The organism is Rhodococcus sp. IEGM 1305 (assembly GCF_030058635.1).
Lineage (GTDB): Bacteria > Actinomycetota > Actinomycetes > Mycobacteriales > Mycobacteriaceae > Rhodococcus_F > Rhodococcus_F opacus_D.
Genome location: NZ_JASHKX010000021.1, coordinates 31,758 through 46,827 on the forward strand (window position 1 = coordinate 31,758; position 15,070 = coordinate 46,827).

A 15,070-nucleotide genomic window follows, 5' to 3' on the forward strand; every position below is an offset into this window, starting at 1 on the left:
GGGTGACCGCTCGGCCGCGCAAGCCCGCCCACGTGTTCGACGGGTACGCCGACGTCGGGCGCTACGGGCTGGCGTTCGACGAGATGTTCGACCGCGACGGCACCGTCCGCCCGCCGTACAAGGGCGTCTTCAAGGCGCTCGAGCCCGCGGACCGAGCCGACCTCGCCGCCCGATCCGACGCCCTGGGCAGGGCGTTCATCGACCAGGGTGTGACGTTCTCGCTGTCCGGTCAGGAACGGCCCTTCCCGCTCGATCTGGTCCCGCGGGTCATTGCCGCTGCCGAGTGGACGCGTCTCGAGAAGGGCATCAAGCAGCGCGTGCAGGCGCTCGAGATGTTCCTCGACGACGTGTACGGGGAACAGCGCATCCTGCGTGACCACGTGCTGCCGAAGCGGTTGGTCACCTCGTGCGAGCACTTCCACCGGGAGGCGTCGGGGATCGTCCCGCCGAACGGGGTGCGGATCCACGTCGCCGGCATCGACCTCGTCCGCGACGAGAACGGGGTGTTCCGCGTACTCGAGGACAACCTGCGTTCGCCGTCGGGGGTGTCCTACGTCATGGAGAACCGCCGCACGATGGCGCGGGTGTTCCCCGACCTGTTCATGTCGCACCGCGTGCGGTCCGTCGGCGACTACGCCTCCCATCTGTTGCGGGCGCTGCGCGCGTCCGCCGCCCTCAACGAGGCCGACCCGACCGTCGTGGTGCTGACACCCGGTGTCGCGAACTCCGCGTACTTCGAGCATTCGCTGCTCGCGCGCCAGATGGGTGTCGAACTGGTCGAGGGGCGTGACCTGTTCTGCCGCGACAACATGGTCTACATGCGCACGACCGAGGGCGAACGCCAGGTCGACGTCATCTACCGCCGCATCGACGACGACTACCTCGACCCGATGCACTTCCGGCCGGACTCCGTGCTCGGGGTGGCCGGCGTCCTGAACGCGGCCCGGGCGGGCAACGTCGTCATCTCGAGTGCCGTCGGGAACGGGGTCGGCGACGACAAACTCGTCTACACGTACGTCCCGCAGATCATCGACTACTACCTCGGCGAGAAGCCGTTGCTCGCGAACGTCGACACGTTCCGGTGCTGGCTCGACGAGGAGTGCGAGGAGGTCCTGGACCGAGTCGACGAACTGGTGATCAAACCGGTGGAAGGGTCCGGCGGCTACGGCATCGTCTTCGGCCCCGACGCGTCACCCAAGGAACTGAACACGATCGCCCGGAAGATCAAGGCCGACCCGCGCGGGTGGATCGCGCAGCCCGTCGTCCAGCTGTCCACGGTGCCGACCAAGGTCGGAGACGAATTGGTGCCGCGGCACGTCGATCTGCGGCCCTTCGCGGTCAACGACGGTGACGACGTGTGGGTGCTGCCGGGCGGGCTGACCCGTGTGGCCCTGCCCGAGGGGTCCCTCGTCGTGAACTCCAGCCAGGGCGGCGGAAGCAAGGACACGTGGGTGCTCGCGAGCCGGAGTTCCGACGAGGAGCGGGAACTCGCCGGTGAGGAGCTCGTGACCGAGCCGGCGCAGTCCGCCGAGGCCGAGCAGGGACCCGAACTCAGTACGACTCAGCTGCAGCAACAACAGCAACAGCAGCAGCAACAGGGCCAGGGCCAGGGAGGTGATCGCTGATGCTGGCGAGAAACGCGGAATCGCTGTACTGGATCGGCCGGTACGTCGAGCGGGCCGACGACATGGCCCGCATCCTCGACGTCGCCGTGCACCAGTTGCTCGACGACGCCTCGGTGGACCCCGACCGCACGTCCCGGTTGCTGCTGCGGGTGCTCGGCATCGAAGCTCCCGACACCCAGCTCGACGTCCGGTCGGTGACCGAACTGGTGGCGTTCAGCCGCAACCAGGTGGGCTCGATCATCGACTCCCTCGCCAGCGCCCGCGAGAACGCGCGGGGCGCCCGGGAGGTCACGTCCAGCGAGATGTGGGAGTGCCTCAACACCACGTACAACGGCCTCGCCGAACGGGAACGGGCGTCCAAGCGTCTCGGGCCGCACGAGTTCTTCCGGTACGTGGAGGAACGCGCGGCGATGTTCGCGGGTCTGGCCGATTCGACGATGAGCCGCGACGACGGATACCGCTTCCTGCTGCTCGGCCGCTCCATCGAGCGCGTCGACATGCTCGCGCGGATGCTGTTGTCCCGTGCGGGCGACCGCCCGTCCTCGCCGGCGTGGGTGACGGTGCTGCGTTCCGCGGGAGCTCACGACACCTACCTGCGCACGTACCGCGGCGCGCTGGACGCCAACCGGGTGGTCGAGTTCATCCTGCTGGACCGGCTGTTTCCGCGGTCGGTGTTCCACGCCATCCGGCAGGCGGAGTTGTGTCTCGCCGAGCTCGACCACCAGCCCGACAGCCGCGTCGGACCGAGAGCCGAGGCGCAGCGCCTCCTCGGCCGGGCCCGGAGCGAACTCGAGTTCCTGCCGCCCGGCGTGCTCCTCGAGGATCTCCAGGATCGGCTCGCGGGGTTGCAGGAAACCTGCCGCGAGCTCGGAGAAGCCATCGCACTGCAGTATTTTCACGCCGCGCCGTGGGTGGCGTGGACCGATGCACGGGCCGTCGGCGGCGACGCCGTCGTGGAGGGAGAGCTGTGAGCTGGCGTATGAGAGTCGTGCACACCACCGGGTATGCCTACGACGCACCGGTCACGTCCTCGTACAACGAGGCGCGACTCACCCCGCGCGGTGACAGCAGGCAGACGGTGATCCTGAACCGGGTGGAGACGACGCCGGCGACGCGGTCGTACCGCTACACCGACTACTGGGGCACTGCCGTCACCGCATTCGATCTCCATGCGCCGCACAGGGAACTCGAGGTAATCGGGCTGTCCGTGGTCGAGACCGAACCGTTCTGGGAGCCGGAGGAGAAGGTGGACTGGGACGAGCTGGCCAGCCCTCCGCTCACCGACCGGTTCAACGAACAGCTGAGCAACACCACGTTCGTGCCGCGCAGCCGAAAGCTCGACACCATCGCCCGGGACCTCCGCAAGGGCCGCACCCCCGACGAAGCCGTTGTCGCGGCGGCGGACTGGGTGCATCGGGAGATGGATTACGTTCCGGGCACGACGGGCGTCCACACGTCCGCGGTCGACGCCTGGGCCGAACGGCAGGGTGTGTGCCAGGACTACGCGCACCTGACGCTGGTTCTTCTGCGCAGCATGGGAATTCCGAGTCGCTACGTGTCCGGCTATCTGCACCCGAAACCCGATGCGGCGGTGGACGACACGGTGGCGGGGGAGAGTCACGCGTGGGTCGAGGCGTGGACCGGTGCGTGGTGGGGATACGACCCCACCAACGCCGTCGCGGTGAACGAACAGCACGTGTCGGTGGGTATCGGACGGGACTACGCGGACGTTCCGCCGCTCAAGGGCATCTTCTCCGGGGGCCGCGCGACAGATCTCGAAGTCGTCGTGGAGATCACACGCCTGGCGTAAAGTGCCAGCCAGATCTATCTGTGGAAAGCAGGACTAACGATCCATTTCGACGAAGGTGGGTTCAATGTCTCCAACCGCACAGGAATACGTAGAAGTCGAACCGATCTCGGATCTCAAGAAATACGTAGCTGAGGCGGTCGGAACGTTCGTACTGGTCTTCGCGGCGGTGGGTACGGCGGTCTTCGCCGGAGCCAAGGTCGGGAACCTCGGTGTGGCACTGGCATTCGGACTGACGCTCCTCTTCCTCGTCTACGCCATCGGCCCCATTTCGGGCTGCCACGTCAACCCGGCCGTCACGGTCGGACACCTCGCTCTCGGCCGGTTGTCCGTCATGAAGGCGGGGTTGTACGTCGTCGCCCAGGTCATCGGCGGTCTCGTCGCCGGTGTGGTGGTGTACGCGATCGCGCAGAGCCTGCCCTCGTACAACCGGGCCGACGACGGTCTCGGCGCCAACGGCTGGGGCGCCCACAGCCCGTCCGCCATCAAGGGACCGCTCGGCGGGGTCATCGAGAACGGTTACGGCATCGGTGCGGCGATGATCGTCGAAGTCCTGCTCACCGCGCTGCTCGTGTTCGTGGTCCTCGCCTCCACCGACCAGATCTCCGACGTCCCCCTCGCCGGTGTCTCCATCGGTTTCACGCTCGCCGTGATCCACCTCGTGTCGATCCCGATCGACAACACGTCCGTCAACCCCGCCCGCAGCCTCGCCGTCGCGCCCTACCAGAACGGCGCGCTCGCCCAGGTGTGGCTGTTCATCGTGTTCCCGTTGATCGGTGGCGCGGTGGGAGCGCTCGTCTACCGGTCACTGTTCGGCCGGTACGACCGACTGCAGAGCTGACAACCGGCCGACCCGTCCCGGACCGGCGCGACCTGCGAGCCGCACTTCTCGCGTGCGTCGTTCTCGCGCTCACCGGGGCGGTCCCTGCGACCGCGACCGCCGAGGACGCACCGCGGCCGGGACCGACCTACGTGGCCCTCGGCGACTCCCGGGCAGCCGGGCCGCTCATCGACTTCACCGAGCACCGCGACCTGTGCCTGCGATCACCGGACCTGAACTACCCGGCGAAGCTGGCGCGGCTGATCGGTGCGGCCACCGTCACCGACGTCACCTGCTCCGCCGCGAAACCCGCCCACGTGATCAGCACCCCGCAGTTCGTGGGGACGGGATTCGCTCCACCGCAGATCGAGGCGCTCCGCCCGGACATGGACGTCGTGACGCTCAGCATCGGTGGGGGCGGTTCCCATCACCTGCCCGTGTCGGTGCGCTGCGCCGCTGTCGTTCCCGGCGCGGATGCCGGTTGCCGCGACAACCCACGGGCGGAGCAACTGGCGGTCGAGGGGATCGCGACGATGGCACCCCAGGTCGACGCCGTGGTGGCCGCGATCGTCGCGAAGGCACCGAACGCCGAGGTCTTCCTGATCGGGCACGGCGGTTCCGTCGGACGGCGTGGCTGCTGGCCGAACATGCCCGTGTCCGACGCGGACGCCGTTTGGCTCGAGCGATACTTCGCCCGCTTCAACCAGATCTACGTCGATGCCGCGGCCAGATACGGCGTGCGTTACATCGACATCGCGAAGGCCGCCGTGGATGGTGGGCACGACGCCTGCGCGCCGGCGGGGCAGCGGTGGTTCGAGGGCATCCTGCCGCAGTCACCCGCGGAACCGGCGCATCCCAACGCGCTCGCGATGACTGCGATCGCCGAGATGATCGCCGACGATCTGCGCCGGTGACGGCGTCACTGCCAGCTGAAGTCCGCCCGCAGTCGACGCGCCACGATCTCGAACGTGTCCTGTGCCATCACGGCGCCCTCGCGGCGGATCCCCGCCTCCGGCACGTCCAGCACCCGGTCCAGGCGGATCCAGCTCGGACGACCCTCCACATCCCACGCCCCCGAGCCGACCGCGATCCAGTCCCGGTCGCCGTCGTGCTTGCTCTGCGAGGACAGCATCAACCCGAGCAGGGTGTCGCCGTCACGTCCGACGACGAGCACGGGCCGGTCCTTGCCCTGGCTCGGATCCTCCTCGTATGCCACCCACGTCCAGACGATTTCGCCCGGATCCGCGCGACCGTCCAGGTCGGGGGAGTACTCCACCTTCCGTGCCCGATGGGCCGTCGGGGCGGAATTCGCGGTGACCGGACGACCCGGGGCCGGCTTCGGCGCGGCGGCCGTCGACCCGGTCAGGACACCGGCCGCGCGGTCCAGCGCGCCGGACTTCTGCAGCGCCTGGATCAGCTGCGGGCCCTTGTCCCGTGCAAGTCGGCCCAACGTCTTCCCGATGCTGCTCCACGTGCTCGCCATGGCCGCCGAGCCTAGTGCGTGTATGCCGCGGCAGCCGCAACGCGGTGGCTTGGATATCCTGACAGGTGACAGTGGCCCGGAACCGGGCCGGTGCCGGTCCAGGTAAGGGGTCCCCCATCAGCAGCTTCGCCGACAAGACGTTCACGGATCCTGCCCGGATCCGGAATTTCTGCATCATCGCGCACATCGATCACGGCAAGTCGACCCTGGCCGACCGCATGCTTCAGCTCACCGGTGTGGTCGAGGAGCGGCAGATGCGCGCCCAGTACCTCGACCGTATGGACATCGAGCGCGAGCGCGGCATCACGATCAAGGCGCAGAACGTCCGGCTGCCGTGGAAGGTGGGCGACGAGGAGTTCGTCATCCACCTCATCGACACCCCCGGGCACGTCGACTTCACGTACGAGGTCTCCCGCGCACTCGAGGCCTGCGAGGGTGCGGTCCTGCTGGTGGATGCCGCGCAGGGCATCGAGGCCCAGACGCTCGCCAACCTGTACCTGGCGATGGAGAAGGACCTCACCATCATCCCGGTGCTCAACAAGATCGACCTGCCCGCCGCCGACCCGGACCGGTACGCCGAGGAGATCGCACACATCACCGGGTGCGAGCCGGGTGACGTGCTGCGCGTGTCCGGCAAGACCGGCATCGGGGTGAAGGAACTGCTTGACGAGGTCGTGCGGCAGATCCCCGCCCCCGTCGGCGACCCTGACGGTCCGGCGCGCGCCATGATCTTCGACTCGGTGTACGACGCCTACCGCGGAGTCGTCACCTACGTGCGCGTCGTGGACGGCCGGATCTCGCCGCGCGAGAAGATCACCATGATGTCCACGGGCACCACCCACGACCTGATCGAGGTCGGCATCATCTCGCCCGAACCGAAGGCCAGTATCGGCCTCGGCGTCGGCGAGGTGGGGTACCTCATCACCGGTGTGAAGGACGTCCGGCAGTCGCGAGTCGGCGACACGGTCACCGCGGCGCGGGGCGGTGCGACCGAACCCCTCGTGGGCTACCGCGACCCCAAGCCGATGGTCTACTCCGGCCTCTACCCGCTCGACGGTTCGGACTACCCGGTGCTGCGCGACGCCCTGGACAAGTTGCGTCTCAACGACGCCGCCCTGGCCTACGAGCCGGAGACGTCGGTGGCGCTCGGATTCGGATTCCGCTGCGGATTCCTCGGACTGCTGCACATGGAGATCACCCGCGACCGCCTCGAGCGCGAATTCGGGCTCGAACTGATCTCGACGTCGCCGAACGTGGTGTACCGGGTGGTGATGGAGGACGGCTCCGAGCACGTCGTCACCAACCCGTCGTACTGGCCGGAGGGCAAGATCCGCGAGGTATACGAGCCGATGGTGAAGTGCACCGTCATCGCGCCGAGCGAGTTCATCGGCGCGATCATGGAGCTCTGCCAGAACCGGCGCGGCGAACTCGGCGGCATGGACTACCTGTCCGAGACCCGGGTCGAGCTTCGCTACGAGATGCCCATGGGCGAGATCATGTTCGACTTCTTCGACGCCCTGAAGTCGCGGACAAAGGGGTACGCCAGCCTCGACTACGAGGAGGCCGGCGAGCAGCAGGCCGATCTGGTGAAAGTGGACATCCTGCTGCAAGGCGAGGCCGTCGACGCGTTCTCCTCGATCGTGCACCGATCCGCGGCCGGCGCGTACGGCGGACGGATGACGTCGAAGCTGCGTGAGCTGATTCCCCGCCAGCAGTTCGAGGTGCCGATCCAGGCGGCGATCGGCTCGAAGATCATCTCGCGTGAGAACATCCGCGCGATCCGCAAGGACGTGCTCGCCAAGTGCTACGGCGGCGACATCAGCCGTAAGCGCAAGCTGCTCGAGAAGCAGAAGGAAGGCAAGAAGCGGATGAAGACCATCGGCCGGGTCGAGGTTCCGCAGGAGGCCTTCGTGGCCGCGTTGTCGTCCGAATCGGTCGGGGACAAGCCGAAGAAGTAGCACCGACCGCTCGGTTGTTCTCCTCCGTCGACGTCTGATCGAAAGTAGGTGCGCACGTGGCCCTCGAAACCTGGCTCACCCGGACACTGGGAATCGAGGTGCCGATCCTCGGCGCCCCGATGGGCGGACGGGCCGGCGGGGCCCTCGTCGGCGAGGTGTCGAAGGCGGGCGGGCTCGGCCTGCTCGGCGCGGCGCGCTACGCCACCCCGGAGTGGGTGGCGAAGGAGACGGCGGTCGCGCGGAGCATCGGCGGCGACGCCTTCGGCATCGGGTTGATGACCTGGGCGCTCGACGACGACGACGCCCTGCTCGACGCCGCGCTGGCGGAGAACCCGCGGATCGTGTCGCTGTCGTTCGGCGATCCCGCGCCCTATGTGGAGCGGGTGCACGCTACCGGGGCGCTCGTGGTGTCGCAGGTGAACACGATCAACGATCTGCGGGTCGTGGAGGCGGCGGGCGTCGACTTCGTCATCGCCCAGGGCGGCGAGGCGGGCGGCCACACCGGCCGGATCGGGACGCTGCCCCTGCTGCAGGAGATCCTGGACTCCACCGCGCTGCCCGTGCTCGCCGCGGGCGGCATCGCGACCGGCCGTGGTCTCGCCGCCGTTCTCGCCGCCGGCGCGGAGGGCGCCATGATCGGGACCGCGCTGCTGGCCAGCCCCGAGACCATCGGACCGGAGTACGCCCGCGGCAGGCTGATCGCGGCGGGCAGCGCGGACACCGTGTACACGTCGGTGTTCGACCAGGCGCGCAGCCAGCCGTGGCCGGCCCGGTGGGGTGGCCGGGCCCTGAGCAACGCGTTCACGTCCCGCTGGCACGGCGAGAACGCCCCGGACACCGAACTCGCCGCCGCCTACGACCCCGCGGATCCCGACCTCGGTGTCGTGTACGCCGGGGAGGCGGCTGGTCTCGTCACGTCGGAGCGGCCGGCGGGTGTCGTGGTACGGCAGATCGCGGCCGACGCGGAGCGGTTGCTGCACCGTTTCGCGGAGTAGTCCGGAGTCGCAGGTCTCGGCCGGATCACCCCGTGTAGTGGGCAGGGTGGAAGCCGCTCGCCGCGGCCTTCTCGGCGCGGATGACGTGGACGACCGCGTTGATCAACGCCAGATGGGTGAACGCCTGCGGGAAGTTACCCAGGTGCCGACCCGACTCGGGATCGATCTCCTCCGCGTACAACTCGAGGGGGCTGGCGAACCCGAGGAGCCGCTCGCACAGGCGCTTCGCGCGGTCGAGTTCGCCGATCTCCACGAGCGCCGACACGAGCCAGAACGAACAGATGGTGAACGTGCCCTCCTTGCCCGTGAGCCCGTCGTCCGTGGTCTCCACCCGGTAGCGCAGCACCAGCCCGCCCTCGGTCAGCTCGTCCGCGATGGCGAGCACGGTGGCGCGTATGCGCGGGTCGTCCGAGGGCAGGAACCGCAGGAGCGGAGCGAGGAGGAGTGAGGCGTCGAGTTCGTCGCTGCCGTAACGCTGGGTGAGGACTCCGCGTGCGTCGACGCCGTGCTCGAGAATGTCGGCCTTGATCTCGTCGGCGAGGTCGGCCCACCGGTCCGCATAACTCGTCTCGCCCTGCTGCTCGGCGAGTTTCGCGCCCCGGTCGAGCGCCACCCAGCACATGATCTTCGACGACGTGAAGTGCTGCGGCTCGCCGCGCACCTCCCAGATGCCGCGGTCGGGGAGCTGCCAGTGCTCGATCGCCTCCTCGACCTGACGTTTGAGCATCGGCCACAGCGTCTCCGGCACCCGCTCACGCGATCGCACGTGCAGGTACACGGAATCGAGGATCGTTCCCCAGATGTCGTGCTGGTCCTGGTCGTACGCACCGTTTCCGATCCGCACCGGACGCGCGCCGTCATAGCCGGACAGGTGCGGCAGTTCCTCCTCGACGAGTTTCCGCTCGCCGCCGACGCCGTACATCACCTGCAGCGGCCGGTACTTGCCGTCGTCGGCACTGGACACGTCGTAGAGGAACGCGAAGAAGTCGTCGGCCTCCCGGTCGAGTCCGAGGCTGTACAGCCCCCACAGTGCGAATGTCGAATCGCGCACCCATGCGTAGCGGTAGTCCCAATTTCGTTCGCCCCCGGGGGTTTCCGGAAGCGACGTGGTCGACGCGGCGAGCAGCGCGCCGGTGGGGGCGTACGCCAACCCCTTCAGCGCCAGGGCGCTGCGCTGCAGGTAGCCACGCCACTTGTGGTCGGGGAAGCGGCCGGTCGTGATCCATTCCCGCCAGAACTTCGCCGTCTGCCACATCTTCTCGGCAGCCTCGTCATAGGTCTGCGGCGCAGGCATGTGCGACCAGGACAGTGCGACGAACACGTTGTCGTCCTCGACCATCCGGGTCCGGGCCCGGGCCTCGCGCCCTTCCAGCCCGAGCTTCATGTTGCTGGTCAGCCGGAGTGTGGGGTGGTCGCCCGCACCACTCGACTTGCAGGTGGCGGTGGCTTCCTCGTAGACCTTGCCCGTGTACTCCCACACCGCGTCGCCGCGGTGGTAGTCGAACGCGGGCTCGCAGCTCATCTCGAGATCCACGGTGCCGTTCACGCATTTGACGGTCCGCAGCAGGACATGTTCGGCATCCCAGTCCGTGGGGGTGCGGCGATGGGAGCGGGACCGCTGCTCCACGTTGTGCCACGGGCCGAGCACGAGTGCGTCGCGGACGATGAGCCACCCCGTTTCGGTCTGCCACGTCGTTTCGACGATCAGTCCGCCCGGCAGGTAGCGGCGGGCGGCGGGCACGTTCTGCCCGTACGGCGCGATCCGGAAGTGGCCGGCGCTGCGGTCGAGGACGGCGCCGAAGACGCTGGGGGAGTCGGGCCGGGGGATGCACATCCACTCGACCGCCCCGTTCCGGGCGATCAGGCACGTGGTCTCGCAGTCCGACAGGAACGCGTAATCGTCGATCGGCGGAAACGCGCGACGGTGACGATGCGCGGCAGAGCGGGGCTGGTCGTCCGAGTGCGCATCGAGAGACACCATCTGCTCATCATCGGCCGTCGTCGTCGCGGCGTCCACCTGTGCGCCGACCACGTGCCGGCGAACGATAGGGTGGCACGGTGGACCGGATGGCGAGTTGGTGGGACGGCTTCGAGCTGTGGATCGCCGGGCTCCCGTTCGTTCCGCAGGTCGCCCTCGTGCTGCTGGTGATGGTGCCGGTGTGCCGAGGACTGGCGTGGCTGCTCGATCGTGGCCTGGCCGCAGTCTTCGTCCTGCTCAGGCGGGACGTGTCGAAGGTGGAGGAACCCTGATGCCGCGCTCACGCGTCACACTCGCGCTGCTCGCGCTGCTCGTCCTCGTCGTCGTCGCATGGCTGGTCACCCGGTAAATCCCGTTCGATGTGGGCGGTTGGTTCAGCCTCTGCTACAGTCCACGGCGTGTCTGAAGCCGCTGTACACCAGGTCCGCCATGAATTGGCGTTGATCGCTGTCGGCATGCTCGCAGTCGCCGACATCGACTGTTGTTGATTTTTCCTCGCACACAGCACTGCGCGCGAGTGACACCGTGCACGCTCGACCGGTCTCGCGCTGCTGATTTTCGTTCGCATTCCTGATTCCGCTCGGGCGATCCCTGCGTTCCTCCTCTCGAACCCCCTCCCAAGTTTGTGCACCACCCCTCTGTGACAGATCCCCAGGAAGGTTTCTCCCATGAAACGCCGTTCTCGTAGTCTTCTCACGGCCCTCGTGACGCTCGGAGCTGTGGCGCTGACCGCGTGCAGCGGCGGCGCCAGCGACACCGTCGGCGGCGACTCGGCCGGTGCCGACGGCAGTGCGGGCACCATCAACCTGTACGCGTACGCCGTGCCGAAGCCGGGCTTCGACAAGCTGATCCCCGCGTTCAACGCCACCGACGAGGGCAAGGGCGTGGCCTTCCAGCCGTCCTACGGTGCCTCCGGTGACCAGTCCCGCAAGGTCAAGGACGGCGCCGAGGCCGACTTCGTCAACTTCTCCGTCGAACCCGACATCACGCGGCTCGTCGACGCCGGCCTGGTGGACAAGAGCTGGAACCAGGACGCCTACAACGGGATTCCGTTCGGTTCGGTCGTCACCATCGTCGTGCGCGAGGGCAACCCGAAGAACATCCGCGACTGGGACGACCTGTTGCGGCCCGACGTCGAGGTCGTGACCCCCAACCCGTTCAGCTCCGGATCCGCGAAGTGGAACCTGCTGGCACCGTACGCAGCGAAGAGCAACGGCGGCCAGGACCCGGAGGCCGGTCTGGCCTACATCACGTCGCTGGTGAACGACCACGTGAAGATTCAGCCGAAGTCGGGCCGCGAGGCGTCGGAGGCGTTCCTGCAGGGCACCGGTGACGTGCTGCTCAGCTACGAGAACGAGGCGCTGTTCATCGAGGGCAACGGTGACCCCGTCGAGCACGTGACCCCGCCGACCACGTTCAAGATCGAGAACCCGGTCGCGGTGCTGTCGAACAGCAAGAACCTGGAGAAGGCCAACGCGTTCAAGGACTTCCTCTACACCACCGAGGGCCAGAAGCTGTGGGGCGAGGCCGGATTCCGCCCGGTCGATCCCGCGGTGGCAACCGAGTTCGCCGACAAGTTCCCCGAACCGGCCAAGCTGTGGACCATCGCCGATCTCGGCGGCTGGTCCAAGGTCGACTCCGAGGTGTTCGCCAAGGACACCGGGTCCATCGCAGTGATCTACGACAACGCAACCAAGTAAGACCGACGTGAGCGACACGACGACGGCGACGGGCGGACGCGGCACCACGGTGCCGTCTCCGCCCGTTCCGCCTACGCGCAAGAAGGTCGCCCGGGTCACCGGTGCGGTGGGACCGCTCGGCATCGGTATCGCGACACTCTGGCTGAGCATCATCGTGGTCCTGCCACTCGCCGCGCTCACCGTGGCCTCGTTCGGCGACGGAATCGGCGGCTTCGTGGACGCGATCACCTCGCCCGTGGCGGTGGCGTCCCTGCGCGTCACCGTCGTGGTGTCGGTGGTGGTGGCCGTGATCAACGTGATCATGGGCACGCTCATCGCATGGGTGCTGGTGCGCGACGAATTTCCCGGCAAGCGGGCCGTCAACGCGCTGATCGACCTGCCGTTCGCGCTGCCGACCATCGTGGCCAGCATCGTGCTGCTGTCGCTGTACGGCCCGGAGAGCCCGATCGGGGTCCACCTCAACGCGACGCAGCCCGGTCTGATCGTGGCATTGGCGTTCGTGACGCTGCCGTTCGTGGTCCGCTCGGTGCAGCCGGTGCTGATCGAGGTGGACAGGGAAGTCGAGGAAGCCGCGGCCTCACTCGGCGCGGACAACTGGACGATCTTCCGGAGCGTCGTGCTGCCCACCCTGACTCCGGCCATCATCAGCGGCGCGGGGCTCGCATTCGCCCGCGCGATCGGCGAGTACGGGTCCGTCGTCCTGATCGGCGGAAACATTCCCCGAGAGACCCAGGTCGCCTCCCAGTACATTCAACAGCAGATCGAAATCGATCGGCCGGCCGCCGCGGCGGCCGTGTCGGTGGCTCTCCTGGCCATCGCGTTCGTGACGTTGTTCGCCCTCCGGGTCTTCGCCAGCCGGGGGCAGCGTCGTGAGGAGCAGGCGGAATGAAGCTCTCGGGGTCCACCCGGATCACCCTGCGTGCAGTCGCGCTGCTCTATCTGTTCGGCCTGCTGGTGGTGCCGATCGTCATCATCCTGTTCCGCACGTTCGAGAACGGGATCGGCGCCTTCATCGAGTCGATCAGCACCCCCGCCGCGATCTCCGCACTCAACCTGTCCCTGCTGATCGTGGCCATCGTCGTCCCGGTCAACGTGGTGTTCGGGATCGTCACCGCCCTCGCGCTGGTCCGGGGCCGCTTCCCCGGCCGCGGCCTGGTGCAGGCGGTGGTCGACCTGCCGTTCGCCGTCTCACCCATCGTCGTCGGTGTGTCACTGATCCTGCTGTGGGGTGCCAACGGCTGGTTCGGCGGGCTCGAATCGCTGGGGTTCAAGGTGATCTTCGGGCTTCCCGGCATGGTCATCGCCACCCTCTTCGTGACGTTGCCGTTCGTCGTGCGGGAGGTGGAGCCCGTCCTGCACGAGATCGGCGAGGAGCAGGAACAGGCCGCCGCGACGCTCGGTGCGAGCCGCTGGCAGACGTTCTGGCTGATCACACTGCCCGCCATCCGCTGGGGCCTCACCTACGGTGTGGTCCTGACCGTCGCCCGCTCGCTGGGCGAGTTCGGTGCGGTGATCATGGTGTCCTCGGGCTTCCCCGGTGTGTCGCAGACCCTGACCCTGCTCGTGCACTCGCGCTACATCGACGACCACAACACGTTCGGTGCCTACTCCGCAGCCACCCTGCTGATGGGGATTGCGCTGATCACCCTGCTTCTGATGACCCTGCTCGACCGCAAGAGGAGCACCACATGATTACCGTGACCGGCGCCCGGAAGAACTACGGGTCCTTTGCTGCTCTCGACGACGTCACGATCGACATCCCCTCGGGTTCGCTGACCGCGCTCCTCGGGCCCAGTGGCTCGGGCAAGTCGACGCTGCTCCGATCCATCGCCGGGCTGGAGTCCCTCGACTCCGGCACCGTCGTGATCGGCGGGAACGACGTCACCGACATCTCCCCGCAGAAGCGGGACATCGGCTTCGTGTTCCAGCACTACGCGGCGTTCAAGCACATGACGGTGCGCGACAACGTCGCGTTCGGCCTGAAGATCCGCAAGCGGCCCAAGCCGGAGATCGACAAGAAGGTCAACGAGCTTCTCGAGATCGTCGGCCTCGACGGCTTCCAGCACCGTTATCCGGCGCAACTGTCCGGCGGTCAGCGTCAGCGGATGGCGCTCGCGCGGGCCCTGGCCGTGGACCCGAAGGTGCTTCTCCTCGACGAGCCGTTCGGCGCGCTCGACGCGAAGGTCCGCACGGACCTGCGCACCTGGCTGCGCCGGTTGCACGACGAGGTGCACGTGACCACCGTGCTGGTCACCCACGACCAGGAGGAGGCGCTCGACGTCGCCGACCGGATCGCGGTCCTCAACAAGGGCCGGATCGAGCAGATCGGTGAACCGGAGGACCTCTACGACCGCCCCCACAACGATTTCGTGATGTCGTTCCTCGGGTCGGTGGCCAAGCTCAACGGTCAGCTGGTCCGGCCGCACGACATCCGCCTCGGCCGCGATCCCGACCTCGCCCTCGCCCAGGAGGCAGGCACGGCCGAATCGCTCGGCGTCACCCGGGCCACCGTGGAGCGAGTGGTGCACCTGGGATTCGAGGTGCGGGTGGATCTGCGTAACGAGGCGACCGGCGAACCCTTCTCGGCGCAGGTGACTCGCGGCGACAGCGCGGCACTCGGCCTGCAGGAAGGCGAGACCGTGTACGCGCGGGCGACGCGGGCTCCCGAACTCCCGGAGGCCGAAGTTCCGGTCTCCCTGTAACT

At 68.0% G+C, this 15,070-nt stretch carries 15 protein-coding genes; 13 read left to right on the forward strand and 2 right to left on the reverse strand.

What is annotated here, in order from left to right; genetic code table 11:
- Positions 1–2 precede the first annotated feature (2 nt).
- From QM693_RS24685 to QM693_RS24705, 5 genes are all read left to right on the forward strand, one after another.
- Positions 3–1,625, forward strand: a complete 1,623-nt coding sequence (locus QM693_RS24685; protein WP_283353683.1) for a circularly permuted type 2 ATP-grasp protein — start codon at positions 3–5, stop codon at positions 1,623–1,625.
- Positions 1,625–2,596, forward strand: a complete 972-nt coding sequence (locus QM693_RS24690) for an alpha-E domain-containing protein (RefSeq protein ID WP_283333628.1) — start codon at positions 1,625–1,627, stop codon at positions 2,594–2,596. Before QM693_RS24685 ends, QM693_RS24690 begins: the two co-directional genes overlap by 1 nt.
- A gap of 8 nt (positions 2,597–2,604) precedes the next feature.
- On the forward strand, positions 2,605–3,435 hold the full coding sequence (locus tag QM693_RS24695) for a transglutaminase family protein (protein WP_105415044.1): 831 nt from the start codon (positions 2,605–2,607) through the stop codon (positions 3,433–3,435).
- A gap of 64 nt (positions 3,436–3,499) precedes the next feature.
- Positions 3,500–4,273 carry an aquaporin gene (locus QM693_RS24700; RefSeq protein ID WP_283353684.1) on the forward strand — a complete coding sequence of 258 codons (774 nt, stop codon included), beginning with the start codon at positions 3,500–3,502 and terminating at the stop codon, positions 4,271–4,273.
- 131 nt (positions 4,274–4,404) lie between these two features.
- Positions 4,405–5,166 (forward strand): SGNH/GDSL hydrolase family protein, encoded by a 762-nt coding sequence (locus QM693_RS24705; protein ID WP_283353685.1) that lies wholly within the window; start codon positions 4,405–4,407, stop codon positions 5,164–5,166.
- Between the two features lie 5 nt (positions 5,167–5,171).
- Here the strand turns inward: QM693_RS24705 and QM693_RS24710 are convergent, their stop codons facing one another.
- The gene (locus QM693_RS24710) at positions 5,172–5,735 is read right to left on the reverse strand and encodes a type II toxin-antitoxin system PemK/MazF family toxin (protein WP_283353686.1); all 564 of its coding nucleotides are present in this window, start codon (positions 5,733–5,735) and stop codon (positions 5,172–5,174) included.
- A gap of 65 nt (positions 5,736–5,800) precedes the next feature.
- Between QM693_RS24710 and lepA the strand changes: the two genes are divergently transcribed.
- Positions 5,801–7,693 carry a translation elongation factor 4 gene (gene lepA / locus QM693_RS24715; RefSeq protein WP_280782419.1) on the forward strand — a complete coding sequence of 631 codons (1,893 nt, stop codon included), beginning with the start codon at positions 5,801–5,803 and terminating at the stop codon, positions 7,691–7,693.
- Positions 7,694–7,749: 56 nt separating this feature from the next.
- The gene (locus tag QM693_RS24720) at positions 7,750–8,688 is read left to right on the forward strand and encodes an NAD(P)H-dependent flavin oxidoreductase (RefSeq protein ID WP_283353687.1); all 939 of its coding nucleotides are present in this window, start codon (positions 7,750–7,752) and stop codon (positions 8,686–8,688) included.
- 25 nt (positions 8,689–8,713) lie between these two features.
- Here the strand turns inward: QM693_RS24720 and QM693_RS24725 are convergent, their stop codons facing one another.
- Positions 8,714–10,669, reverse strand: coding sequence for a glycoside hydrolase family 15 protein (locus QM693_RS24725; protein WP_283333633.1), 1,956 nt, complete (start codon positions 10,667–10,669; stop codon positions 8,714–8,716).
- Positions 10,670–10,755: 86 nt separating this feature from the next.
- On the opposite strand from QM693_RS24725, the gene QM693_RS24730 reads away from it, so the two are divergent.
- The 6 genes from QM693_RS24730 (at position 10,756) to QM693_RS24750 (ending at position 15,068) form a co-directional block, all read left to right on the forward strand.
- On the forward strand, positions 10,756–10,938 hold the full coding sequence (locus QM693_RS24730; protein ID WP_005247996.1) for a hypothetical protein: 183 nt from the start codon (positions 10,756–10,758) through the stop codon (positions 10,936–10,938).
- A gap of 87 nt (positions 10,939–11,025) precedes the next feature.
- A complete protein-coding gene (locus QM693_RS37895) occupies positions 11,026–11,154 on the forward strand; it encodes an Ms4533A family Cys-rich leader peptide (protein ID WP_368681004.1) in 129 nt (42 codons plus the stop codon).
- A 180-nt stretch (positions 11,155–11,334) separates the two neighbouring features.
- A complete protein-coding gene (locus tag QM693_RS24735) occupies positions 11,335–12,366 on the forward strand; it encodes a sulfate ABC transporter substrate-binding protein (protein WP_283353688.1) in 1,032 nt (343 codons plus the stop codon).
- A 49-nt stretch (positions 12,367–12,415) separates the two neighbouring features.
- Complete coding sequence (cysT, locus tag QM693_RS24740; protein WP_280782465.1) at positions 12,416–13,255, forward strand: sulfate ABC transporter permease subunit CysT; 840 nt, start codon at positions 12,416–12,418, stop codon at positions 13,253–13,255.
- Positions 13,252–14,058 carry a sulfate ABC transporter permease subunit CysW gene (gene cysW / locus QM693_RS24745; protein WP_009473976.1) on the forward strand — a complete coding sequence of 269 codons (807 nt, stop codon included), beginning with the start codon at positions 13,252–13,254 and terminating at the stop codon, positions 14,056–14,058. The genes cysT and cysW overlap by 4 nt, the downstream gene beginning before the upstream one ends.
- Positions 14,055–15,068: a sulfate/molybdate ABC transporter ATP-binding protein gene (locus QM693_RS24750; protein WP_009473975.1), complete on the forward strand. Its 1,014-nt coding sequence runs from the start codon at positions 14,055–14,057 to the stop codon at positions 15,066–15,068. Before cysW ends, QM693_RS24750 begins: the two co-directional genes overlap by 4 nt.
- Positions 15,069–15,070 lie beyond the last annotated feature (2 nt).